The organism is Pseudalkalibacillus salsuginis (assembly GCF_021646685.1).
Taxonomy (GTDB): domain Bacteria; phylum Bacillota; class Bacilli; order Bacillales; family Fictibacillaceae; genus Pseudalkalibacillus; species Pseudalkalibacillus salsuginis.
Genome location: NZ_JAKJHW010000010.1, coordinates 36,930 through 62,043, shown reverse-complemented (window position 1 = coordinate 62,043; position 25,114 = coordinate 36,930). Strand labels below are relative to the sequence as shown.

Sequence of the window (25,114 nt, the reverse complement as noted above, 5' to 3'; positions counted from 1 at the left end):
GGAGGCAGACCACTTTGAAGAAAAAGATTCCGGTTACAGTACTGAGCGGTTATCTTGGTTCAGGCAAAACAACATTATTGAATCATTTGCTTCATAACAAACAAGATAAGAAAATCGCTGTCATCGTAAATGATATGAGCGAAGTGAACATCAATGCAACAATGGTCAAACAGGGAGGATTCAGCCGGAAACCTGAACAAAAAAAGGGCTTCTTCGATCGTCTTTTCGGAAAGTGAACGAAAAAGCCTAATGCCAATTTTTGAAATGGAAATTACCATGAGTATACGTGATGCTCCTTCATTATCAAAATGGAGGGGTTTTTTTTCAATTCCAATACGTTTTGTTAAAAAAATCAGCCGATTTGGGATAGTGACAGCTTCGTTGGTACTACCCCTTCTAAGCGATTTTAAAACGTCCCGAGCGGTGGTAGTACCATCAAAATTACACGCGAATTTTGGTTTGAAACACAAACCATGAGAAAACAGTTGAAAAATAGCTTTTCAAAAGAAAATTCTTTACCGATCGTTCTCATAATGATATTATATCGACAAGGAGGAAATGGAAATGGCTAGAAGGAAAGAATTTGATGAGAACGCTGTTCTCCAAAAAGCTATGTTATTATTTTTGGAACAAGGGTATGAAAAAACATCGATGTCTGAGCTTGTAGAACAGATGGGAATTCATCGAAGGAGTCTTTACGACACTTTTATTGATAAGCATACCTTGTTTCTCAAAGCTATGGATCGTTACGCAAAATTGCTCGATGCCAATCTTGCGCAAGGTGTTAAACGTTCCAAATCCGCTAAGAAAGCAATACGCTTTATTTTTGACTATGTGATTGAAGGCGATCAAGATCTCCCTTTTAGCTGTCTATTTGTAAACACTGCGATAGAACTTGCTTCACGTGATATTGATGCTGATACAAAAACAACGGAAGGTTTCACAAAGGCTGAGCAGCTAATCGCTGATATTATTCATTGGGGACAGCAGGATGGTGAATTCTCTTCTAATCGCGATGCGAAAGAACTCGCAGAATGCCTTCACAATACATTGGTAGGATTAAGAGTAATGGGGAGAACTTCTGCATCAAAAGAAAAGCTTCGACGCATCGCTGATTTGTCTATGAAAATTTTGGATGAGAATTAAATCATATTTTTTTAATGCAATTAGAATGATCGTTCTCAAAAACTTCTTTTCTTGTTAATATTCGTTCAACCTTTTTGATTTAGCTTAATCATTGAAAAAGGAGATGAATTAACGAGAAGCAGATCTTTATTGTGTTTAGAATAAAGTACGACTTTTTTTACACGCTGTTTAGTGTTACCAAAAACAAATATATGTGACTTGATCACTTTTTATTAATGAGAAGAATTATGATGACATCCACCTAAAATTTAAAGGGGAACATTGCTCTTATTACAGAGATACAAAGGACATTGGACTAGGAATAGCACATGATCTTGGGTGATTAGGTGTCTTGGTAAGTAGAGTTTTTTTAATTAACACAAATATGAGGTGATAGAAATGTACGTAAATTATTCAACAATAAATATTAATGGTTACAATTTATTTTATCGGGAAGCAGGAAACAAAGACAATCCAACCATTTTGCTATTACATGGTTTTCCATCTTCTTCTCACATGTTTAGAAATTTGATCCATAAACTTGCAGATAGATATCATGTAATAGCACCTGATTATTTCGGTTTTGGCTACAGTGATCAGCCTTCTATGTCCGAATTCGAGTATACATTTGAAAATTTAGCGAACGTAATTATCGACTTCGTCGACAAACTGAAATTGGAAAAATACAGCATTTACGTTCATGATTATGGCGCACCAATTGGTTTCCGTTTAGCTGTAAAATATCCTGATCGAATTGAAGCAATTATTTCGCAAAATGGAAATGCATATGAAGAGGGAATATTACCATCTTGGGCACCATTTCGTGCGGTATGGAAAGATCCTAGTGAAGAAAATAAGAATAACTTGTACAGTCTCTTGCAGGCAGATTATACCAAATTTCAATATGTAAATGGAACCCGCAATCCAGATCAAATAAACCCTGATTCGTGGAATATGGATCAAATTGGTTTAGATAGAGAAGGAAATAGGGAGATTCAAATGGCTTTATTCTATGATTATCGTAATAATCTCAAGGAATTCCCGAAATGGCAGGAATTTTTCCGCACATATCAACCTCCTGCTTTAATTGCTTGGGGAAAAAATGATATGTTCTATGGACATGACGGAGCATTAGCTTATCAAAAAGATCTTGAAGATGTCGAAGTACATTTACTAAATACAGGGCATTTTCCGCTTGAAGAACATTTGGAAGTAAGTTCATTTTTAATCAAAGAATTTCTAGATAAACGGATCAATCGACACTAATGGATAGTACAAAGATTAAAGCATCTTTTTGAGTCGATTGAAGGTTTGAGTTATTATCCTACCATCTAAAAGCGCTGTGAAAGTAGGGAAAACTAATGAATATTATCTTTAATTGCTAAGGTATCCTTATTAAAAAATTTTACAACTTTATTTTACCCCCATCCAAAACAGGACGGGGGTATGCATGTTGGAAGTATTAAACTTAAACAACTTATTGTAATCATCCCTAAACCCCTGCAAATAGCCGAGCATACAAGAAACCCCGTGTTTTCTATTTGCTTGAAGCTTTTGGCTTTGGGTATGAATGATAACGAACAATAAGGTAAATGCGTTCACGCTGTTTATCAGGAAAACCTTTATTTGGAGGAGGAGTGGACAATCTTCACGGACTCCTTGCCACCATTCGAACAAGTTTCCGACAGTTAAAAATCGCCTTAATATTGGATTAAAGATTCCGAGCTATTGGCGGGTGTCCTGACAAAAACGGCTCTGATAAATGATTCAAATTACTTCGGTCAACTTCAAAACGATGGATCATAGTTATGAAAAGTGTATAATTACAGGTATCTATATTTGAATAAGATTTATAAGCATCATTTCAACCTTTGAAAAGCCAGTCTTTATTTCAGGGCTGTATTGCCTACCCCTGAGCGGGTTTCTTTGGATTCATTTTTGATAAAATGTCCCGATCCCAACCATGCCGAAAAAGCAAACATGAGGTAGATGGCTTGTGTCGGATGGTTTCCCTGGAGGACCAATTGAAGTCCAACTCCTATACCTAAAGAAGGTATGACAATCAAGAACGTACGCATGATCCGTTCAAACCCTTTATTCCGGGGAAGTGGCCAGATCCTTGAAAAAATCACCCCTAAAGCCACTCCAAGTGCGGTGACGATAATGATCTGAAAGATGACTGTAGGAGTAGGGAATGGCCAGCCTGCAAGGAAGTGTCCGATCAAATAAAACAATTCTAAGAAAAGAGCAATTCCCAGTGCTTTACGCATCACTTTCAAATCTAAATAAGGTTGGAACATGTAAAGTCCTAACGTTAGGATTCCGAAAAAAGTTGTCATAAAAAATCCTCCTGTATAAATACTTAGCCAAAACGCATATGTATGGAGATAAGCTTAACTCCCTGAATTAGTAGCGGGACACCAGGGTCCTTATTTGGTTGAATTCACCAAAAAACAGCATCTTCTCATCAGATATCCTCTAATTTTTCTTGAATACTTATATAACCCAAAAGGATAAACCCATGGAGAAAGTTACACTTTCTCCGTGGGTTTTCCTCTTTTATAGGGATGTGCTATTAACCTGTTTTATTTATCACTTTAGGTACACGGATATCTTCAACCATTTGTTGGATTTCCTCAGGTGGAGCTGCAGTACGCCTCGACACGATGAATGAAATAACAAAGTTCAGAAGTGCTCCGACGACACCGACTCCTTGTGCATTAATACCAAGGAAGCTCTCGATCACTGGTGTTTCTGTTCCGAAAACTTGTGGTGATCGCATGAGTAGAATCATAATCACTGTGAACGCCAAGCCAACCGATATTCCCCAGATCGCTCCTTCACGATTCATCCTCTGGTCAAAAATTCCCAGGAGAATAGCTGGGAATAAGCTCGCAGCCGCCAATCCGAATGCAAATGCAACAACCTCACCGACGAATCCCGGTGGATTGATACCAAAATACCCAGCGACAATAACCGCAAGAAAAATCATGATCCGGCCAACTTTTAACCGCTGCTGTTCAGTTGCATTTGGCCTATAGATCCGATAATAGATGTCGTGCGAAACTGCGCTGGACATCGCCAGCAGAAGACCAGAAGCGGTCGAAAGCGCTGCTGCAAGCCCACCGGCAGCCACCAATGCAATGACGAATGGGGCAAGCTCAGCTACTTCAGGAGTGGAGAGGACGATGATATCAGGGTCGATGACCACTTCATTAACAGCAGCATCGGAAGAGAAGGCCAATACCCCATCACCATTTTTATCTTCCAATGACAGGAGTCCTGTTTCCTCCCATTTGGTTACCCATGCCTCTTCACGGACTTGTTCAATTGATTGATCATTGAAGCTGTTGATCAGGTTGTATTTCGCAAATACTCCGATCGCAGGTGCTGTTGTATAAAGGAGGGCGATAAAGAGTAAGGCCCAGCCAGCTGACCAGCGTGCCGCACGGACATTTTTCACCGTATAGAAACGGATGATCACGTGTGGCAGTCCTGCAGTACCGATCATAAGTGCAAGGGTGACAGCAAATACATTCAGTGCCGACATGTTTGTAAATGGTGCCACATACTCCGTCAAGCCTAATTCAACCTGCAAAACACTCAGCTCTTTAGCAATATCACTGAAGGTCAATGCTAACTGCGGCACTGGATTCCCGGTCAATTTTAATGAAATGGCAATCGCCGGGATCAAAAAGGCAACGATCAGGATCGTATACTGGACAACTTGCGTCCAAGTGATTCCTTTCATACCGCCAAGTACGGCGAAGAAGGCTACAATCGCCATACCTATCAATACGCCGACAATGATATCAACTTGTAAATAACGGCTGAAAACAATTCCCACACCACGCATCTGACCCGCTACGTATGTAAGGGAGATAAAAAGCGTTGCGACTGCTGCAACCGCTCGTGCACCATTCGAGTAATAACGATCTCCAATAAAATCGGGTACCGTATAGCGACCGAACTTACGAAGATAAGGTGCAAGCAAAAGGGCAAGAAGGACATAACCGCCTGTCCAGCCCATGAGATAGATCGTGCCGTCGTATCCTAAGAATGAAATCAGACCAGCCATCGAAATGAATGATGCTGCTGACATCCAATCTGCTGCAATCGCCGCACCATTCGCTGCTGCAGGAATATCATTTCCGGCTACGAAAAAGTTACTCGTATCTTTTACTTTCGAACGCCATCCGATATACAAATAGATCGCAAATGTAATCACAACGAGGGTCAGCGTCAGAGCTTCAACACTCATGTCGATACCCCCTTGTCCTTGTCCTTAGATGAAGGTTCTTCCGTCAAAATTACTTCTTGGACGTCATATTCCTTATCCAGTTTATCCATCCTTATCGCATAATAAAAAATCAAAAATAAGAATATGATGATCGATCCTTGTTGGGCAAACCAAAATGATAATGGAATACCAAAGAATTGTATACCACTAAGAGGTTTTGCAAGGATAATCGCAGCAACTAAAGAAACAAGTGCCCAGATTACAAGTAAAACTCGGATCAATCGCGTATTTTTCTTCCAATATTCTTTCTGCTTACGTGTCAAATCCTGCTGTGTTTCCTTCATGATATTTCACCTCCATACATCATTCCGTGACAAAAAGGCCTGATTCCAGTGACTATGACTTTCCATCGATCACCCCCTTTAAGCAACATATCGACATGAAAGCCCTACCATTTCTTTATTTACTAGAAATTATACAATAGTTATTTGAAAGTTCAAAATATTATGAAGGGTATATTTTAATCTACCATTCTTACATCCTCTGGATGGGTTTATAAAAATAGGGCATTATAGGGGGATTCTTATTAAAAATCAGCATTTATCTTCAAATCCTTCAATATAGTAGGAGTAGATAGGCATACTTAGCATTTTACAAAAAAGCGATTTTCGTAGTAAAGGAGAGGTGTCAAATGCTTCATATCATCGCTTGCATCAAGCAAGTGCCTGATACGAAAATCATCAAGATGAATCCTAAGACGAACACAATGGATCGGGCAAGTGCACCTGCGATTTTGAATCCTTATGATGCACATGCCGTTGAGGAAGCGGTACGGATTAAAAAGAAGTATGGCGGAATCGTTTCGGTTTTGACAATGGGGCCGCCGCCAGCAGTTAAAGCTATCAAGAAATGCATCGAAATCGGAGCAGATGAGGGGTACATGATCTCAGATCGAAGGTTTGCGGGGGCAGATACACTCGCGACCAGCTATGCCCTTACCAAAGCTTTGGATAAGATCCAGAAAAGCCGACCAGTGGATCTCATTTTATGCGGAAAAATGACCATTGATGGTGATACTGGACAAGTTGGACCCGGTATCGCGCGGCGTCTGGATATTCCACCGCTTACATCGGTGAAAAAAGTAGAGTCTGTTCATCAAGAAGAGGGACATATCATCGTTCACCGTAAGATCGAAGACGGCCATGAAGTGATCCAATCAACCCTTCCATGCTTACTATCGGTTGAAAAAGAAATCAATGAAGTTCCTTACTCCTCATTCCCGAATATGATCAAAGCTGCCAGGTACGATCCTGTAATCTGGTCAGTTGATGATCTTGAAGATGTAGACATCAAACAGCTCGGACTGAAAGGTTCCCCAACCATTGTGGCAAAAGTCTGGGCGCCGCCGAAACCTGAAGGTGGAAAAATGTTGGAGGGGAGTCCACACGATCAAGTTGATCAAATTCTCTCGGTCATATTAGAAAAGAAAGAATTATTTCAAGCGAAAGGGGGATCATGATGAATCTCGAGGAGTATCATGGCGTATGGGTTTTTATAGAGGAACAGGAAAATACAATCGCCCCCGTTTCGCTAGAGTTGTTAGGAGCTGGAAGGCAGTTGGCCGATAAACGGGGGGTAGAGCTTGCTGGTGTGATCATCGGCAGTCAAGTGACAACCCTTGCCTCAACAGTATTCGAGTATGGAGCAGATGTCGTCTATGTTTACGACCAACCGATTTTCAAGGATTATCGTACTGAATCCTATATGAAAGCACTCCTGCATTGTTGTGAAACATATAAGCCTGAAATCATTTTATTCGGGGCGACTTCTACGGGAAAAGACCTGGCAAGCGCAGTAGCAACTGATCTCCCGACTGGATTGACCGCTGATACGACGGAATTGGATGTCGAAGAAGATACGGGCTTGTTACTTGCGAGCAGACCTGCATTCGGGGGAAACATCATGGCGACGATCCTTTGTAAAAAATACCGTCCACAAATGGCTACCGTAAGACCAAAAGTCATGAAAGCACTCGAAAAGGAACCTGGAAGGACAGGGAAATTGATAGAAGAACAGATTAATATAAAAGAAGACGATATCCGGACGAAGGTGTTGGAAATCGTTCGGGCAACCACAAAAAAAGTCAGGATAGACGAAGCTGACATCGTTGTCGCTGGTGGTAAAGGGTTGGGAAGTGCTGAAGGATTCCAGCTGATCCACCGGTTGGCAGAGACCCTGGGAGGAGCTGTCGGCGCCAGTCGGGATGTCGTCGAAGCTGGGTGGATCGAGCATCATCATCAGGTTGGTCAGACAGGGGTCACCGTTACACCAAAGATATATTTTGCAATCGGCATCTCCGGGGCGATCCAACACCTTGTCGGAATGAAAAACGCCACTATGATCATTGCGATCAATAAAGACCCTGATGCTCCGATTTTCGAAGCTTGCCACTATGGAATCGTCGGGGACGCCTTCGAAATCATACCACTTTTAGTTGAACAATTCAGTCGAGCTATAGCAAAAGAGGAGGTCAACCATGTCGGAGAGGTTTGATTGTATCGTTGTCGGAGCAGGCCCAGCCGGAATCGCCTGTGCGTATGAGCTTGCCAAAGGCGGTGCGAAGGTGGTCCTCATAGAACGCGGGGAATATCCAGGCTCCAAAAACGTCATGGGAGGTGTCCTCTACCGACAAATGATGGAGGACGTCATCCCAGGATTTTATCAAGAGGCTCCTTTAGAACGTCCGATCGTCGAACAGCGATTCATGATGATGGATAAAGAATCCGCCGTCACATTCGGATATAAAGGAATGGAATGGGGGAAGGAGCCTTACAACAATTTTACCGTATTGCGGGCTAAGTTCGACCAGTGGTTTGCTTCCAAAGCGGTTGAACAAGGTGCTTTACTGATCAATGAAACGGTTGTAACAGAATGTATCGTTGAAGAGGGAAGGGTGGTCGGTGTCCGGACGGATCGCCCTGATGGTGAGGTATATGCTGATGTTGTGGTGCTTGCTGACGGAGTCAATTCATTATTGGCGAAATCACTCGGTTTTCATAAAGAGTACAGACCAGATGAAGTCGCCCTTGCAACAATGGAAATTTTAAAATTAGATAAAAAAGTTATCGAAGACCGGTTCAACCTTGAACCGAATCAGGGATGTACAATCGAGTTATTCGGTGATGCGACCAAAGGAATCCTCGGGACCGGTTTCCTCTATACGAATAAAGACTCGTTAAGCATAGGAGTGGGTACGTTACTATCCGGGCTCATCAAGCATAAAATCAGACCATACGAACTTTTGGAATATGTCAAGGATCATCCGATGATCCGCCCTTATCTACAAGGCAGCGAGCAGCAGGAATATTTGGCTCACCTCATTCCCGAAGGCGGTTACAAATCGATGGGTAAGGTTGTCGGAGATGGTGTGATTGTTGTTGGAGATGCTGCTCAGCTTGTCAATGCCATCCACCGTGAAGGTTCCAATCTAGCCATGACATCGGGACGTATTGCTGCGGAAACGATTCTTTTAGCCATGCAAGCTGGTGATTTTTCAGAGGCGTTACTGGACCGGTACCGTGTAAAATTGATGAATAGTTTCGTAGGTCAAGATATGAAAAAATATAAAGATTCTACCCATCACTTCGATAAGTTCCCACAGTACTTTGATCAATATATCCCGATGATGAACCGTGCTGCAAGTCAAATGTTCACTGTAGATGGAAAATCAAAATGGGAAAAACAAAAGAAAATCTGGAAGGACATCGGGTCACCTCGGGAGAAAATCAAAATTGCTCGAGACGCTTATCGGGCTTGGAGGGTGATGAAATAATGAGTGAAGAGAAGAAAAAGGGACAGTCAATCGAGGAAAAACAATACCTTGTCCGTTTCAACGCTGATACAAAATCCCATCTTCATGTAAAAAATCCAGAAATCTGCATGACCGATTGCCCCGATAAAATTTGTACGATTTTCTGCCCGGCTGAAATCTACAAATGGGAAGACATCAGGATGCATATCGGTTATGAAGGCTGTCACGAATGTGGCAGCTGCCGGATCGGATGTCCGCACGAAAACATCGACTGGGTCTATCCGAAAGGTGGCCATGGAATCATCTTCAGGCTGGGATAAGGGAAGGCATGTGAGAGCGAGCATTCGGTTCTCACATGTTTTATTTTGTATAGAGTGCAGTTTTTGTTACAGCACATTTTCGAACCGATAAAATCAGTCACACGAGGTAATTGTGTGTGTGGCCTCCCAGGTTCAGCGTGGTCGAATGTCCGTATAGAGCATTTATGGAGCACTTTCACCCGATTTTTCTCGCTACGAATGTCCGTATTGAGTATTCATAGAGTCAGGTCCATTAAGTGGTGTAAAATTCATATACATTGTATTTAACTATGTTATGTAAGACCTTGATATAATTTTATATGGAGGAATACCTGGGGATGAAAGAGGGGATCAAGGAGAGTTATGTATCCGTCTTACTTTGTACATTGTTTCACATATGTGATCAAAAAGAGAGAAAATTAGTTCAGATTTTTTTCTCTTTTTTTAATTGGCAATCTTACATAGTTGATCTTCTTTTGCTTTCTTTTCGAGCTGAACGGTGTAATCAATAGCTTCATGTATCGATTGGAAGCATTTAGATACATAGAATGGTTGATGGTAGTTGAATCCTCCGCATTTTTTGGAAGGGAAGACAAAGACATTCCATTGGTATGCACCCGTTACTTTATCTATTTCAGTTCCTTCAAGGGCAATGAGCCAGTGAGTGAAAAATTCACTCTCCGGTTTTTCCTGGACTGATAGGGAGTCATCTTCACCAATCAACACTAATGATCTCTGATAGAACTCGCCATAATTAGGGGCGTTTTTCATAGGCATCACTCCTTTTTAGAATTATAACCTGTCTTATTTTTACAGGTTAGTGAATGATTGATATTACATTCAGTATATGTTCCATTTTCCATAAAGATTTTAATTTTTTATAATTTTAAAAATATTTATAAGGCTGAAAGGAGTGATCACGGTTGCTGAAAAAATGCTGAACATCTACTGGTGTGTCCACTAAAAAGAGGACCTCTGATAACGAAGCCCTCCGAACAAGTATTTTAGTAGCCATATCCTCCGTCGCAGCAGCCACCATAGCCGCCATGACTGCCACCATAGCCACCGCCATAGCCGTCACCGTAACCGCCATGACCGCCACCGTAACCACCATAACCACATGCTGTAGCTCCGATGATCACCAACAAGATGAATAAAACGACAATCAACGCAAAAATACGTCCATGGCCAAATCCTTTACCACTCATATTTTTCATCCTCCTAAAAGTTAATCGACACAATAGCAATATATGTGGATAAAAAATGATAGTCTACATATTTGGACGAAAAACCCTAAAAATAGGCATCTGAATACTTGTCTCGTAAACATAGACCTAATTTAAGCAGGATCAGCCAAGAATTTTCTTCGTTACATCAATCTTCCTCAAAAAGTTTTTCACCTTTGTGTAGTCTCATTGCAATACGAGCTGTATGTGGCATTTCCCGTGCTGTGGGAGCATGCCCAGCTAAATACCTGGTAATGGCAAGGATCAGCGTTTCTTGTGCTCGTTCCGATAATGGCGAATCATCCTTAGCCCAGTAATCATGTTCCACAATCCCAGCTTCATACATTTGGAATGAATGGAACTCAGCATCTTCTCTTAACAGGGCATGGCCCAGCGTATTAAAGAGCGCTCCTTTTTCGCCCCCGCTGCCCAAATAAGTCACCACCCAACGAGCACTTTCTGCTACCTGTTGTTGTTTGTTCATGAGATTGAGCAATTCGGATGGATCTTGGGGTTCGGTTATTCCTTCAACTGGTTGAGGTTTTCGTGCAGCTGGCATATTCAAGAACCGATCGAGATAGACACTCATCGCCCCATGGAAAACTGCCCTTGTCAATTCAACCGTTGTAGAACGTCTTAAACTTTGGTGTACAGCATGTGCGTGTGTAAAAGTGTGAAGGACTGTGATCCAATCACTGAAATCATTCTGGGTGTGAAATCGTGCAATTCTTTCGGCAGCCGCCAAAGCGACCAACTGTGATAACCGTACCGGAGAGACTCCTGACTCCAAGGCATCCATCATCCTATCAACCGTTTTGACGGGCTGATCAGACAATAACTGTTCGACGAATGCTTCTTCATCAAACGTTTTTCCATCTATCACGTTTTTTCTGCTAATGATGTCTGGCAACTTTTCAAAAGCTTTTTTTAATGGAGTGACTAAGTCCACGGGTGATTGCCAACTGTGGGATTCTTCACTTCGTGAGACATCCGATATTCCGGGAAGTAATGACGTAAGCACATAAGATCGATAATCATTCCCGACATGTCCCAGCACTTCAAAGGCCTTATTATGGAAATCGAGGGTATGACCAGCATTAATATAAAAATGATCAGTAACTGCGGTCATCATCATATCCGCTAGTTGATCCTCTGACCATCCAGATCTAATCGCGGTAAGCAAAACTCTTTCAGCACCTTGTGAATCACGGACTTCTACACAATGACGGTACCATTTCGTCAACGTTTCAACAGATTGTGTTTCCATTTCATCCGACCCTGGAAGCGAGCCTAGTAGGAATCGCGTTCCCATCCCTGAACTTTCCCTTGCCACATGGACAAGCCCCTGATACAACGCAAGAATCTGGCCGGTTTTATCAAGTTTGGGTAAAATATTCGTCATTGCTGTCAAAATCGTGAGTCCTGATCGCCATCCGCTTTGCCGGTGCTTCGTACCGAATTCCACACCGACTTTTGCAATTTCACCTGGTACTATGCCTGCCTCAACCAATCCAACGACCGCTTTTGCGATTACCAGGCTTAAACTCTGTTCAAGGCCTTCTCGAAGGCGTCGTCGTAATTTCTCAACGGTGACTTTTTGATGTGGTACAGTGTGGACCCAAACTTCACCATTCTTCACTTCTACAGGATAGGTAGGTACATCATCCGCCCAAGGATCTAACGTCCCGCCGCTTTTTACATCGAATCGTGCATGGTGCCAGTGACAAGTTAAGATACCGTCACAAAGGCTGCCCATATGTAGAGGAAAGCCCATATGAGGACACCGGTTATCGACTGCGTGAAGCTCTCCTTCATGAAAAAACACAGCAATGCCAAGGTTCCCATCTTTTACGATTTTCGCACCATCCATTTTCAACTTCTCAAGTGGACCAACAAGGATTGATTCTGCCATGGAATACACTCTCCTTTTTTTCGATTATCCGTACTTCTCACCTACTACTTTAAATTAATTATCAATAAGCGAAATCCTTCATAAGTTGAAGATTTTCTCATTCGAAAGTCTGAGATTCAAATGAGGTGTTTACGAGGTTTTTCTTGCTGTCCACTTGAATATGGTCCAAATCATCATAAAGAAAAGCATATATCCGAAAAAGGAAAATGCATGGGACCACTGAGGGCTATGTACTAGTAAACCGATATTATCGCTGATCATTTCACCGACCATCATAATGAAAGAGGTAACAAACAGAAAAACGATCCTTGCTTGTTTTTCCAATATAGTTAAAGCAAAAAGGACTAAAGAGGTCACTACCGGGACACCAATCAATGTAAAACGGATATCGATCGGGAATAGTTGAGGGAAGGGACGTTGCGGAAAAGAATAAAAGCCAAGCCCTGTAAAAAGCAATTCCAGATAAGTGCATGACAAAGCGCTGGTTAATACCACAACAATATAAGGGATAATATTTTTACCCCTTCCTGAGAAAGATCGCCTTCTTTGTAAAGATCGTAAAGGCGAGTTTTTCAAGCGATTTACAATAGGCATGCTGAATCTCTCCATTCACTCTATCTGGAATATTGATCAGATGATTGATTGTCTTGCTATCCTTGCACCAATCCCCCTGGGAGGGTCCATTATGCTTGATATCACCCCACGCAAATTGAAGTGGAGGGCTGTACAAATGGCTTGCTCCTTGTTTAAGATTGCAATCTTTAATTTGTGGATTGTAAAGCCGTCCAGGAATCGTTTCCTTTACCTTTTTGAAAAGGTTGGACCAATAATCACTTCTCGATCCGGTGTGTGGATGATCTGTGGCCCATTGAAGAAAATCGGCATATTTCGTTGCATCGGAAAATAATAATGTGTACATTCGTTTACCTAGCTCTATTCTTTCGTGAAGAGAAGTGAATTGGTGCAATGTTTGTCCCATTAATTTTGTCTTACCATTCCGAGCAAAGGGGAAAAGGATGTGGTTCAGGCTTAATACATCCTGGAGGCTGAACTCGATCGTATGAAGAACATTCGTATAGTGTCCATCCTTCAGCAATTTTTCTTCCAAATAACTTTGCTCATTGATAATCAATGAAACAGCCAACAAAGGACGATCTCCCCATCGCCAGAAAAAATCCCAAACCGTCTTCATAAATACGGAAACCGAAAGGCATGGCAGGAGATGAAATAAAGGCCGCTCAAGCTGTCTGCTTTTTTCATAAAGAAGCAGCTGCGGAAAAACATCCTGGAAAATCAACCAATTTCCTCGTTCCAAAAAAAGAAAGAAATCCTGCTGTTCCCTCTCGGTCAGAAGCCGGGAAAGGAACTCACCTTTCAAATCCGTCATATTCCACCCACCGTTACGGGAGACCATATGCCCTAAAAAGGCCCAGTGAATTTCTGGATTCCGCAAATAAAAATCAAGGTAAGCCTGCGTTCTGGTAACATTGTTTAAATTAAAATCTCTTGTTCTTGTATTTATGTCTTCCATAATCATCCTTTCAAATTTTGATAATTTTGAATTTGTAAGACCCGATGAATATGGCTGATTTGACAGGTTATCTTCAAGTTCTTCTTGCAGGAGCAGTAGATATCCAGGAATCGTTTGATGAAAAGAATTTTTCTTGATGAATTTGTAAATCATGACCTGCTCCTCTCATATGAATTCTAATAACATGAAACGAATATGTATGGTTGTAGTATGGGAGGTTGATGAACTTGAAAGATGGTATTGAGCGTGAGATGAATCGACTTATTTCAATCTTGTTAAGAGATCAGACCCGTGACGGTTCATGGAATTATGCATTTGAAACAGGAATTGCAACAGATTCCTATATGATCATATTATTACGATCATTTAAAATAAATGATGAAAGGTTGATCCAAGCACTTATCAGAAGAATAATCAATAATCAGGAGGAGAACGGTGGATGGAAGTTATTTCATGATGCGGGAGAAGGAGACTTGTCATCTACCATACAAGCCTATTACGCATTATTGTATTCAGGATATCTCGATAAAAATGACCCGCGTATCATAGCAGCGAAAAACTTTATCATTGAACAAGGGGGTATTGAGAGAGCAGAGACTTTCACCAAAACCCTTTTGGCGATAACGGGTCAATATTCATGGGACTCACTCGTTCCATTACCGATTGAAATCATGTTGTTCCCACAGAGTTCCCCGCTCAACTTCTATGACTTCTCTGTTTTCGGGAGAGCCAACATAGCACCCATTCTCATCCTTTCTCATTTCCGTTATCATCGAAAAACCTCTCATACTCCCGATCTTTCTGATCTGTATGTCAACCACATGACGGGTCAACCCGGTAAAAGGAATGAAGAATGGCGTAATTTGCTAAGCTTTATGAAGGATCAACTACAAAAACTGACCACTAAACCAGCAGAAATAAAAAAGAAGGCAGTAAGCTCCGCTAAGCAATATATACTCAAACGTATTGAGCCTGATGGTACTCTATTAAGCTATTTCAGTTCAACCTTCTTGATGATTTTTGCACTGAATGCTCTCGGATATAAGCTCGATGATCCTTTGATCAGGAATGCTATTGACGGATTAAGATCCATGGCTATCAGGATTGACGACGCTATTCATATGCAATATACAACGGCAAATGTTTGGAACACAGCACTGATTTCCCATGTGCTGCAAGATGCAGGTTTACCCAGTAAAAATGCCGCGATACAGCGTGCCAATCACTATTTGTTGTCTCGCCAGCATACCCGGTTCGGAGACTGGGTATTGAGGAATCCGAATACCATGCCTGGTGGTTGGGGATTTTCCAATATCAATACGATCAACCCTGATGTGGATGACTCGACGGCCAGCCTCCGATCGATTTGTGAGCTTGTTGAAATTGAACCCGCCTATCAACAAGGCTGGACTAGAGGAATCAGATGGGTATTATCAATGCAGAATGACGATGGGGGGTGGCCCGCTTTCGAGCGTGGCGTCAACAAAAAATGGTTGGCAGTCGCTCCGATCCAGGGTGCTGAACATTTGTTACTAGACCCATCCACATCGGACTTGACAGGGAGGACGCTTGAGTTCCTAGGGAATTATACTTCATTAAATAAAGATTCACCCATAATGAAAAAAGGTGTGAATTGGTTGAAGAATAACCAACGAGAGGAAGGATCATGGTATGGGCGATGGGGGATCTGCTATATATATGGTACATGGGCGGCTTTGACTGGCATGGCTGCTGCCGGAAAAACATTACACGACCAATCTGTCCAGAAGGCAGTAGAATGGCTTCATTCGATCCAGAATAGCGATGGGGGATGGGGGGAATCATGCAAAAGCGACATTGAAAGAAAGTATATCCCATTAGGTGAAAGTACACTGACACAAACGGCATGGGCATTAGATGCGTTAATTGCAGTTACGGATGAAAGTACAGCCGAAATTGAAAAGGGAATAGTATTCTTGATCAGAAATGGCGGAAAAGACGACTGGACGACCCGATATCCGAAAGGCCAAGGGATGGCAGGCGGGTTCTATATACACTACCACAGCTATAGATATATCTGGCCATTGCTCACATTAAGCAATTATCAAAAAAAGTTCACCGGATAAAACCAACTTTCAAACCGTCAATTAACCCTTCTCCTGTTGGTAACAGGTTCAATTTTTGAAAGGCACGCAGTACAAATACACACACGAAATCACCTTCGTTTTCCCATAAAAACGAAGAGGCTGTCCCATAAGTCAGGTTCTCACCGTTACTAACAACATGTAGAGAAAAAGCATGGTTTTATACAAATATTATTTTGGTGGTATCAAACACGATTGTTTTGGGTCAGCCTATTATTTTTTTGTGTTTAATTAGTACCTGGTATTAATAGTTAGTGTTAAAATATGAATAGAATCTTAAAAAGGGAGGAATCGAATATGATGTCAAAAGCATCTATCAAGGCTATAGGATCCTATGTACCTGAGAAGAGGCTTACAAATCGAGATTTAGAGGAACTGGTTGATACAAATGACGAATGGATTGTTAAACGCACCGGAATGAGAGAACGCAGAATAGCGGATGAAAATGAATATACAAGTGATCTAAGTGTGAAAGCTGTAAAAAATTTGATTAAACGGTATGATAAACAAGTAGAAGATGTAGATATGATTATCTGTTGTACGTTAACTCCTGATTTTAAAACACCTAGCACAGCTTCATTAGTTCAAGCCAAGCTGGGTATCAAAAATGCTGGAGCCATTGACCTAAACGCTGCTTGTGCTGGATTTACATATGGATTATATGTGGCGAATGGTTTGATAACGTCTGGTCTAAACAAGAAAATCTTAGTGATTGGAGCAGAAACACTTTCAAAGATTACCGATTATAGTGATCGGACAACGTGTGTATTATTTGGTGACGGCGCAGGTGCTGTCCTTATCGAATATGACGAAAAGAGTCCATCTTTTATTTCTGCCCACGCTGGATCCGAAGGGGAAATGGGCGACAGTTTATATTGTACTGACCTATCCAACAACATGTTTGATGAACAATTGAAGGATAGCGGCTACATCGTTCAAAATGGAAGAGAAGTATATAAATGGGCAGTCAATACGGTACCTGAAGGAATAAACACTTTATTGGAGAAATCAAGGATCCAGTTGGGGGATATTGACTGGTTTGTTCCCCATAGTGCCAACTTAAGAATTATTGAATCCATATGTGATAAAAGTAATATACCCATTGAAAACACTTTGTACAGCCTTGAGTATTATGGGAATACTTCATCAGCTACAATACCGCTGTCTCTGGATATGGGAGTTCGAGAGGGTTTATTGCTCCCGGACCAAACCGTTCTGCTATATGGATTCGGCGGAGGATTAGCCTATGCTGGCCAGATTATTAAATGGACGGTTTAATTTATTTTCATTGAAACGGGGGATATCAGGTTGTCAAATATAATTGACCAATCCTATCTTGATGACATTACGTCAAATGCTGTATCTAAAAAAAACATTTTTGGTACAGTAATTTGTGTAGAGAAAGGTGATGGCTCTTTATCTCTTATAAGTAATGCAGGTAATTTGACTGCAGACCAACCCTTTTTTATTGCAAGTGTAACGAAATTATACGTTACAGCTGTTTTACTAAAATTAAGAACTGAAAATCAACTTCAATTAGAAGACAAAATTTCCAGTTATCTCTCAGATGATATCCTCCATAAACTTCATGTCTATAGAGGTGTTGATTACTCCAAGGAAATTACAATTAAACATCTAATGTCAAATACATCAGGGATTCCAGATTATTTTTCAGCCAATGCTGTTTCTGAATTAACTGCAGGGAAAGACCAAAAATGGGGCTTCGATAAAACGATTACTCATGCAAAACGGAAGAAACCAAAATTTGTACCGGGAAAAAAGGCTCAGTATTCCGATACAAACTTTCAACTTTTAGGAAAAATCATAGAAATAATAACAAAAAAAGATATAAACACAGTCTTCAAGGAACATATATTTAATGAACTGAATTTAGTAAAAACATATTTATATGAAGATGTAAATGATTCTAGACCAGCTCCGTTATTTTTCAAAGATAAGGAGCTGCATTTACCGGTGTATATGTCATCTATAGGGCCTGAAGGTGGTATTGTCTCCACCGCAGAAGAGACTATGATCTTCCTGAAAGCTTTTTTTAGTGGGTGCTTCTTTCCGAAAGAAGCTTTCAATGAGCTGAAAAGTTGGAAACTTCTTTTTGGTCCTGGATTATTTTATTATGGGACTGGTATTGCAAGCCAGCCAATCTCATTGTTAGAGTTAAAGGACGGACTAATAGGGCACTGGGGTCAATCTGGTTCATATGCCTTTTATCACCCCAAGACTGATCTTTACTTTTCTGGAACCGTTAATCAGTTTTTCGGACATAGAATAGCAGCAAAACTAATGATGAAAATTATAAAAATTCACAAAAAGTGATCGTTTACTATTGGAATCATTTTCATTAAAACAATCGGGAAGCTCTACTTTTTTACTGTTTAAACATTTGTAGTTCATTAAATTTGATTTAAAATCGGCTTGGCAGTCAATTCGTATCGTTCATTATACTCCTTCATAAAGAGCACCTCTTCTGTTTAGATGAGGTGTTTTTTGTTTGTCAAAGAGCATATTGTCAAGGGTTGCATCAAAGTATTACATATCAGGGACACATTGAATTGCCAGGTGTGAAGCTTAAGTAATTAAGCTGGTGAAAAACGTTTGGATCAGAACCTATGTTTTTCCTTGTCAAATTAGAAGCATTCCTATAATATATAAATCGAAATGATTACGATATACTATAAATCGGAATGATTACGCCAAAGGGGAGTTCACACATGATAACAAATAAGTATTGGCAAAGCTACATCAGTTTCAAAAGGATTAAAATGGCGATTTTATTGGTCTGTGTCAGTTTGTTAAGTGCTTGTACGCAATCAACAGGAAGTACAGGTGAGAAAAAAGCAGAAGACAAGCACATCAGCTTTCTCTATAATTTCTCTACTAATTCTCTAGATCCTCATGTTGATTCAAGTTATGTACCGTTAAGAGCGGGGATAACTGAAACGCTAGTCCGACTAGATGAAGATAATTTAACCATTGCCCCATGGCTAGCGGAAAGCTGGGAGGGTGAGGATGGGCAACATTGGACGATTAACCTCCGTAAAGATGTCACATTTCAAAATGGAAATAAAATGGATGCTGAAGCAGTGAAAGCCTCCCTTGAACGAGCCCTGAAAGAGAATGTTGCGATTCAAAATGCACTTAAAATCGATAAGATTGAAGCAGATGGCTATACATTACATATCACAACAAAGGAACCTTTTCCGGAATTCGTTTCGGAGCTTGTCAATCCAAATGTTTCGATCATTGACGTAACAGAGGAGGACATAGTCAACAAACCGGTCGGTACAGGACCATTTGCATTGAAGTCGTTTACACCTGGAAGCAAGCTTGAACTCGAGCGCTATGCTGATTATTGGGATGGGGCTTCAAACCTTGATTCAGTAACATTCGCTTTTAATGAGGATGCTAATGCTCGTACGCTTGCGCTTCAATCTGGGCAGGTGGATATTGTTTATCGTCCAGAGGTGGTAAGCTTGGAATCGTTACGAACACAAGATGGGATTGAAGTTGAATCGACAGCGACATTCCGTGTACATCAAATGACAATGAATATGGATCGCGAAAGTTTACAAGATGTCAATGTGCGTCGCGCTGTTGATGCCTTGATTGACCGCGAGAAGATTGTTGATTCAATTCTTTTAGGGTATGCTGAACCTGCTGTTGGGCCATTTTTGCCATCACTGCCGTTTGCCCCATCATATGAGAAGAAGGAATCAGGAACGGATATAGCTGTCAAATACTTGGAGGAGGCGGGCTATTCACTTGAAAACGGGGTGATGCAAAAAGATGGAGAGCCTCTTGAATTTACCCTTTTAACTTATAGCGCAAGAGCAGACTTGCCATTAATCGCTCAAGTTTTTCAATCGACCGCAAAAGGGATCGGAATTGATGTTAAAATTCGCCAAATCGACATCCCTGAGGAATATATGGCCACAAACCGTGGCTGGGATTTGGCTACGTACAGTAATTTAACAGCCCCGCGTGGTGATGCTGGTTATTATTTGAATGCAACCTATCACCCTACTGGTGCTCTCAATTTTAGCGGCGCTCATGAGCCTGAACTGACTGAAATCATTGACAAGCTCAATCAAACGGTCAGTCAAGAAGAACGAGCTGTTCTTGCAGAGCAGGCGGCTGATTATGTTCATGACAATATGATCAATTCATTTGTCTTGCATCCTTCCACCATTGTTGCGTATAACGAAAACAAAGTTAAAAATTGGGTGACGACACGAAGTGAATATTACATGATCACCAACGAGCTGGATGTGAAGTAAATGGTTCAGATTCTTGCTCGGAAATTCTTTGAAGTTCTATTTTTCATGTTATTTATCACATTTGTTAGTTTTTTGTTTGTTCGGCTAGCACCTGGGGATCCTGTTTTGACAATTTTGAATGTTGATGAGCTGTCGGTTAGTCAGGAGCAAGTGGAGGAATTACGAGAGGAAATGGGATTTAACAAGCCATTGTTCGTCCAGTACGGACTTTGGCTGCTTAAATTTATCCAGCTTGATTTTGGGGTGTCTTATGTCACTGGCCAACCTGTAATGGATATGATTGTAATGGGGTTGCCTGCCACTATGGAATTAGCCTTTGGTTCGTTGGTTGTCATGCTGGTCGTATCAATTCCATTAGGATCGCTATCTGCTCTTTATCGTAATAGCTGGATTGATCAAGTGAGCAGAATTCTATCTATTCTTGGTGCGGCCATCCCAAGTTTTTGGCTTGGCCTTATTTTTATTAATTTATTCGGTGTACGTTTCAACTGGCTGCCAACCATGGGGAGGGATGGCTTCGTCTCATTGATCTTACCCTCATTGACACTTGGTCTGGCCATTTCAAGCGTGTATGTCCGTTTGCTTCGTTCCAGCTTGCTGGATTCGCTTAGCCAGGAATTTATCCGTGCAGCGAGAGCACGTGGGTTGTCGGAAAGGCGAATTTTTCTGACCCATGCATTTCGACACAGCCTTCCTCCTGTTATTACCGTATTTGGAGTCAGTTTAGGAAGTCTGATTGGCGGTGTTGTAGTGATTGAAGTTTTATTTGCGTATCCAGGGATAGGAAAGCTTGTCGTTGATGCGATACGTCAACGTGATTATCCCCTTATACAAGGGTATATTTTAATCATGGCGATCATTGTTTTCTTTGTAAATACATGTGTGGATTTATCTTACAGATATTTAAATCCCGAGATGAAACTAAAAGAAAGGGAGACCAACTGATGAAAGGATTGTCTGTAGGTATAGGTTTGCCAAAGGTAAAAAAACACAGTTGGCAAGGGCTTATGGCGGTGATATGTGTTATCTTTGTTTTTGTAGTCGCCGTATACGCTTTTTTTTATTTACGGCATGATCCCACATTAACAAATCTCGATCATCGACTTCAGGATATGAGCCTTCAACATCCTCTTGGGACAGATCAGCTCGGTCGGGACGTACTGACCAGACTCTTACTGGGTGGTCAGCAAACAATCGGTTATAGCTTGCTGGCGCTGATTGTCGCCCTTATCATCGGGATCCCCTTTGGTCTTATTTCCGGGTATAAACGCGGGTTGGTAGACCGGATATTCATGCGGATTGCCGATGGATTTTTAGCCTTTCCGGATACGATTGTCGCCATTGTTCTAAGTGGTCTACTTGGACCGGGCATCGGTAACCTCGTGCTTGCTATTGTGATGGTCAAATGGGTAAATTATGCCCGTCTTGTCCGTAGCACGGTTTTATCAGAATCCCAAAAAGATTATGTGCTGATTGCCCGTATTAATGGCCTACCTTCAAGTGAAATTATGCGTAAGCATTTATTTCCTCACATTATGGGGCATGTTTTTGTACTCGCAAGTCTTGATCTAGGCAAAATTATTTTGCTCATTTCTGCCTTTTCATACATTGGACTTGGAGCACAGCCCCCAGTTCCTGAATGGGGGGCAATGCTGAATGATTCTCGTCCATATTTTCAGTCAAGACCTGAATTAATGATATATCCAGGTTTAGCTATTATGGTTGTTGTGCTGTTAACGAATATGCTGGGAGATTATTTACGTGACCATTATGATGTGAAGAAAGAGGTGCAGCAATGATTTTATCAATTGAACAATTATCCATCAGCAGCAAAGAAAAGAAAATTATCGATAATGTATCACTCTCTATTCGTGAAGGAGAATGGTATGCGCTGGTTGGACAAAGTGGAAGCGGCAAAAGCTTACTTTCACAGGCAATTGGAAGAATGCTTTCACCTAATTTGCAGGTTGAGGGAAAGATTCTTTTTAAAGATGAAGATTTACTATCGTTATCTCCAAAACGGATGAGGTCATTCCGTGGCCAAAAATTGTCTTATGTTTTCCAAGATTATCAAGGCTCTTTTACACCGTTTAGAACTATCGCACAACATTTTGAAGAATATCAGAAAGCCCATGGTATTCCCGATACCAAAGACCAGCAAATAAATTCAATGGAAGCACTTGACTCAGTTGGGTTAGATGAAGCTTTGTATAATCGATACCCTTTTCAATTAAGCGGGGGGCAACTTCAGCGGGTTTCGATTGCTATGGCACTTTTGCTGTCACCTGATTTATTGATTGCAGATGAGATAACCACAGCACTTGACAGCGTCTCCGGCCACAGGATTCTAGAATTGCTTGCAAAGCGGCAAAAGGAAACAGGCTGTACGATTTTATTCATCACCCATGATTGGCGCCATGTCAGACGCTATGGGACTCGTCTAGCTGTCATGAAGGAGGGGAAAATCGTTGAATCCGGCGGTAAGCATCGTATACTTGACCATCCGCAGCATGAATATACCAAGCAGTTGATCCAAGCTGCACCCAGGATAGGACACGACCTTCCATCTGGGTTAAAAGAGGTTGAAAACGTATGAGTCTGCTTACTGTTGAACGACTGAAAAAATCATACCAAGAAACAAAAACAGCGGTGAACAATCTCTCATTTGAACTGAACAAGGGTGAATGTCTAGGCCTCGTCGGTGAAAGTGGTTGTGGTAAAAGTACTTTGGCTCGTTGCTTGCTGAGGATCGAACCAATTGACAGTGGCTCGATCTATTTTAATGATGAAGCAATTGAAAAGCTTAGTGAGCGTCAGTTGCACCCTTACCGGAAAAAGATTCAAATCGTGTTTCAAAATCCATCAGCTGCTTTAAACCCAAAGCTTAAAATAAAGGATTCACTGATTGATCCTTACGCCCAGTACAGGAAGGAACTTAATCTAAACTATTTTTCTTACACCTCTAGGGATGATTTTGTAAAGCAGCTTCTTGAAGCCGTTGAGCTTCCGGCTGGCCTGGCTGATCGATATCCCCATGAATTAAGTGGTGGACAACGTCAACGTGTGACGATTGCCCGTGCTATCAGCATTGAACCAGAGATTATTGTTCTCGATGAGCCAACTGCAAGCCTTGATGTAATCTCGCAAGGGGCAGTGCTTACTTTATTGACAGAACTTCGCGAAATGTTAAATCTCTCTTACTTGTTTATTTCACATGATCTGGCAGCTGTCAGCCAAATGAGCCAACGGATCATAGTCATGAAAGAAGGGAAGCTTGTCGATCAATTCAACCGCGATCATTTATTTAGTGAGGAACGCCATCCTTATACTAAAGAGCTAATTTCAATTTTTTAGATAGAACGATAGTGAACTGGCACCTATTCACTCCATTTCATCCATATCGTATTTTAATAAATTGAGATGGAATCTTTGGGAAGAGAATTTAATTTCTCATCTAAGGGATTGAAAAATGATAATGCGAGTGTCACAAAGATAAAACATTTTAATCCCCCTCTATTGAAAAGATAGTGGTATGATAGATGTGAAAATCCACAATGGAGTGAACTTGGAAATGAAAAAGTACAGCAGTTTATTCTTGGTATTTATCCTTAGCCTTCCGCTTTTGGGTGCTTGTTCTGATGAAGAACACAAGGATCATGATGGGGTCCATCAAGCATCAAACGGTGATTTACGGGAACAAACGGAATCGGCGGAAGTCATTCCAACATTTTTGGATGACAAGTCTGAGAATATGCAAAATATATATAGAGCAGCAGCCATGCATCAAGATCTCCTGGAAAATATCCCTTGCTATTGCGGTTGCGGCGAATCAGCCAACCATAAAAACAACTACGATTGTTTCATACATGAAAACAAGAAAGATGGCTCTCTTGTATGGGATGATCATGCTACTAGGTGTAAAGCATGCTTGGATATCGCAGTGAAATCTATATTGGAATATAAAGACGGAAAATCGATCAAAGAAATCCGTACCATGATCGATGAACAATACAAGGATGGATTCGGAGAACCGACACCTACACCTGAAGTTTAAAAAGCCCCTGTCAAGGGGTTTTTATTTTTTCGAAATAACTACAATGAAGAATAAGAGCAACGGGTTTTGTTTTGGTTGTACACATTTATAATTCGCACGTAAAAAACGTAAGTGGTTTTTACATTCAGGATCTTGTTTATATTTCAAATGCTTTCGTAAGATTCATCATCTAGACCTTTACTTCGAAAGTTCGTCAGTTCCTATTTCAGAAAACGATTCGTACCTTAAGAAGGAACTTATCCACTCCGAAGGGGCTGACCCAATGGGTCAGCCCCTCCAATTTATCTATATAAGAAGGGGGTAGGTAGGGGAGGTGCTTGGCATCCCCTATAAACTGATCATAACAATTTAAAAAGCTTGTTTTATAAATATGTGATACTTTTGATAATTGTGTTAGTAAGAGCTTTATCTATAAATCGTATTGAAGTCATTAAATTTACAAGAGGTTTAGTCCGAGGATGTCTTTTTATATTGAAATTTATCAGAAAGACCTTGCCT

General features: G+C 41.1%; 23 protein-coding genes and 1 pseudogene. 16 read left to right on the top strand and 8 right to left on the bottom strand.

Going from position 1 to position 25,114, the window contains the following annotated elements; genetic code table 11:
• Positions 1-14: 14 nt before the first annotated feature.
• The 3 genes and pseudogenes from L1611_RS18490 to L1611_RS18480 all read left to right on the top strand — a co-directional run.
• A pseudogene (locus L1611_RS18490) lies at positions 15-200 on the top strand (GTP-binding protein); the annotation flags it as partial.
• A 364-nt stretch (positions 201-564) separates the two neighbouring features.
• Entirely contained in the window at positions 565-1,146 is a 582-nt protein-coding gene (locus L1611_RS18485; RefSeq protein WP_236315191.1) for a TetR/AcrR family transcriptional regulator, read from the top strand.
• Positions 1,147-1,524: 378 nt separating this feature from the next.
• Positions 1,525-2,391, top strand: a complete 867-nt coding sequence (locus L1611_RS18480) for an alpha/beta fold hydrolase (protein ID WP_236315190.1) — start codon at positions 1,525-1,527, stop codon at positions 2,389-2,391.
• A gap of 620 nt (positions 2,392-3,011) precedes the next feature.
• On the opposite strand, the gene L1611_RS18475 is transcribed toward L1611_RS18480, so the two are convergent.
• The 3 genes from L1611_RS18475 to L1611_RS18465 form a co-directional block, all read right to left on the bottom strand.
• Positions 3,012-3,464 (bottom strand): hypothetical protein, encoded by a 453-nt coding sequence (locus L1611_RS18475; protein ID WP_236315189.1) that lies wholly within the window; start codon positions 3,462-3,464, stop codon positions 3,012-3,014.
• Between the two features lie 236 nt (positions 3,465-3,700).
• Positions 3,701-5,386: a sodium:solute symporter family protein gene (locus L1611_RS18470; RefSeq protein WP_236315188.1), complete on the bottom strand. Its 1,686-nt coding sequence runs from the start codon at positions 5,384-5,386 to the stop codon at positions 3,701-3,703.
• Positions 5,383-5,709, bottom strand: coding sequence for a DUF4212 domain-containing protein (locus tag L1611_RS18465; RefSeq protein ID WP_236315187.1), 327 nt, complete (start codon positions 5,707-5,709; stop codon positions 5,383-5,385). Before L1611_RS18465 ends, L1611_RS18470 begins: the two co-directional genes overlap by 4 nt.
• A gap of 347 nt (positions 5,710-6,056) precedes the next feature.
• Here L1611_RS18465 and L1611_RS18460 point away from each other — a divergent pair, with 347 nt between their 5' ends.
• The 4 genes from L1611_RS18460 to L1611_RS18445 are packed head-to-tail and all read left to right on the top strand — an operon-like array spanning position 6,057 to position 9,496.
• Positions 6,057-6,884: an electron transfer flavoprotein subunit beta/FixA family protein gene (locus L1611_RS18460; protein ID WP_236315186.1), complete on the top strand. Its 828-nt coding sequence runs from the start codon at positions 6,057-6,059 to the stop codon at positions 6,882-6,884.
• Positions 6,884-7,918 carry an electron transfer flavoprotein subunit alpha/FixB family protein gene (locus L1611_RS18455; RefSeq protein WP_236315185.1) on the top strand — a complete coding sequence of 345 codons (1,035 nt, stop codon included), beginning with the start codon at positions 6,884-6,886 and terminating at the stop codon, positions 7,916-7,918. The genes L1611_RS18460 and L1611_RS18455 overlap by 1 nt, the downstream gene beginning before the upstream one ends.
• On the top strand, positions 7,902-9,197 hold the full coding sequence (locus L1611_RS18450; protein WP_236315184.1) for an FAD-dependent oxidoreductase: 1,296 nt from the start codon (positions 7,902-7,904) through the stop codon (positions 9,195-9,197). The genes L1611_RS18455 and L1611_RS18450 overlap by 17 nt, the downstream gene beginning before the upstream one ends.
• A complete protein-coding gene (locus L1611_RS18445; protein WP_225064517.1) occupies positions 9,197-9,496 on the top strand; it encodes a ferredoxin family protein in 300 nt (99 codons plus the stop codon). Before L1611_RS18450 ends, L1611_RS18445 begins: the two co-directional genes overlap by 1 nt.
• 423 nt (positions 9,497-9,919) lie before the next feature.
• Here L1611_RS18445 and L1611_RS18440 read toward each other — a convergent pair whose 3' ends face one another.
• From L1611_RS18440 to L1611_RS18425, 5 genes are all read right to left on the bottom strand, one after another.
• Positions 9,920-10,246 carry a hypothetical protein gene (locus L1611_RS18440; protein ID WP_236315183.1) on the bottom strand — a complete coding sequence of 109 codons (327 nt, stop codon included), beginning with the start codon at positions 10,244-10,246 and terminating at the stop codon, positions 9,920-9,922.
• A 233-nt stretch (positions 10,247-10,479) separates the two neighbouring features.
• Entirely contained in the window at positions 10,480-10,683 is a 204-nt protein-coding gene (locus L1611_RS18435) for a YjcZ family sporulation protein (protein ID WP_407681746.1), read from the bottom strand.
• A gap of 166 nt (positions 10,684-10,849) precedes the next feature.
• Positions 10,850-12,613: a Rieske (2Fe-2S) protein gene (locus L1611_RS18430; protein ID WP_236315181.1), complete on the bottom strand. Its 1,764-nt coding sequence runs from the start codon at positions 12,611-12,613 to the stop codon at positions 10,850-10,852.
• 129 nt (positions 12,614-12,742) lie between these two features.
• Complete coding sequence (locus L1611_RS20985) at positions 12,743-13,207, bottom strand: CBO0543 family protein (RefSeq protein ID WP_407681745.1); 465 nt, start codon at positions 13,205-13,207, stop codon at positions 12,743-12,745.
• On the bottom strand, positions 13,131-14,297 hold the full coding sequence (locus L1611_RS18425; protein ID WP_236315180.1) for a DUF2515 family protein: 1,167 nt from the start codon (positions 14,295-14,297) through the stop codon (positions 13,131-13,133). The genes L1611_RS20985 and L1611_RS18425 overlap by 77 nt, the downstream gene beginning before the upstream one ends.
• A 68-nt stretch (positions 14,298-14,365) precedes the next feature.
• On the opposite strand from L1611_RS18425, the gene shc reads away from it, so the two are divergent.
• The 9 genes from shc (at position 14,366) to L1611_RS18380 (ending at position 24,616) form a co-directional block, all read left to right on the top strand.
• Complete coding sequence (gene shc, locus L1611_RS18420) at positions 14,366-16,249, top strand: squalene--hopene cyclase (protein ID WP_236315179.1); 1,884 nt, start codon at positions 14,366-14,368, stop codon at positions 16,247-16,249.
• A gap of 315 nt (positions 16,250-16,564) precedes the next feature.
• Positions 16,565-17,545: a ketoacyl-ACP synthase III gene (locus L1611_RS18415; protein WP_322972582.1), complete on the top strand. Its 981-nt coding sequence runs from the start codon at positions 16,565-16,567 to the stop codon at positions 17,543-17,545.
• Between the two features lie 30 nt (positions 17,546-17,575).
• Positions 17,576-18,601: a serine hydrolase domain-containing protein gene (locus tag L1611_RS18410; RefSeq protein WP_236315178.1), complete on the top strand. Its 1,026-nt coding sequence runs from the start codon at positions 17,576-17,578 to the stop codon at positions 18,599-18,601.
• A gap of 446 nt (positions 18,602-19,047) precedes the next feature.
• Positions 19,048-20,562, top strand: a complete 1,515-nt coding sequence (gene nikA, locus L1611_RS18405; RefSeq protein WP_407681748.1) for a nickel ABC transporter substrate-binding protein — start codon at positions 19,048-19,050, stop codon at positions 20,560-20,562.
• Positions 20,563-21,507, top strand: coding sequence for a nickel ABC transporter permease (nikB, locus tag L1611_RS18400; protein ID WP_236315176.1), 945 nt, complete (start codon positions 20,563-20,565; stop codon positions 21,505-21,507).
• Entirely contained in the window at positions 21,507-22,361 is an 855-nt protein-coding gene (nikC, locus tag L1611_RS18395; RefSeq protein WP_236315175.1) for a nickel transporter permease, read from the top strand. Before nikB ends, nikC begins: the two co-directional genes overlap by 1 nt.
• Positions 22,358-23,158: an ABC transporter ATP-binding protein gene (locus tag L1611_RS18390; RefSeq protein WP_236315174.1), complete on the top strand. Its 801-nt coding sequence runs from the start codon at positions 22,358-22,360 to the stop codon at positions 23,156-23,158. Before nikC ends, L1611_RS18390 begins: the two co-directional genes overlap by 4 nt.
• The gene (locus L1611_RS18385; RefSeq protein WP_236315173.1) at positions 23,155-23,916 is read left to right on the top strand and encodes an ABC transporter ATP-binding protein; all 762 of its coding nucleotides are present in this window, start codon (positions 23,155-23,157) and stop codon (positions 23,914-23,916) included. The genes L1611_RS18390 and L1611_RS18385 overlap by 4 nt, the downstream gene beginning before the upstream one ends.
• 217 nt (positions 23,917-24,133) lie before the next feature.
• Positions 24,134-24,616, top strand: coding sequence for a PCYCGC domain-containing protein (locus L1611_RS18380; RefSeq protein WP_236315172.1), 483 nt, complete (start codon positions 24,134-24,136; stop codon positions 24,614-24,616).
• The last annotated feature ends 498 nt before the right edge of the window (positions 24,617-25,114 follow it).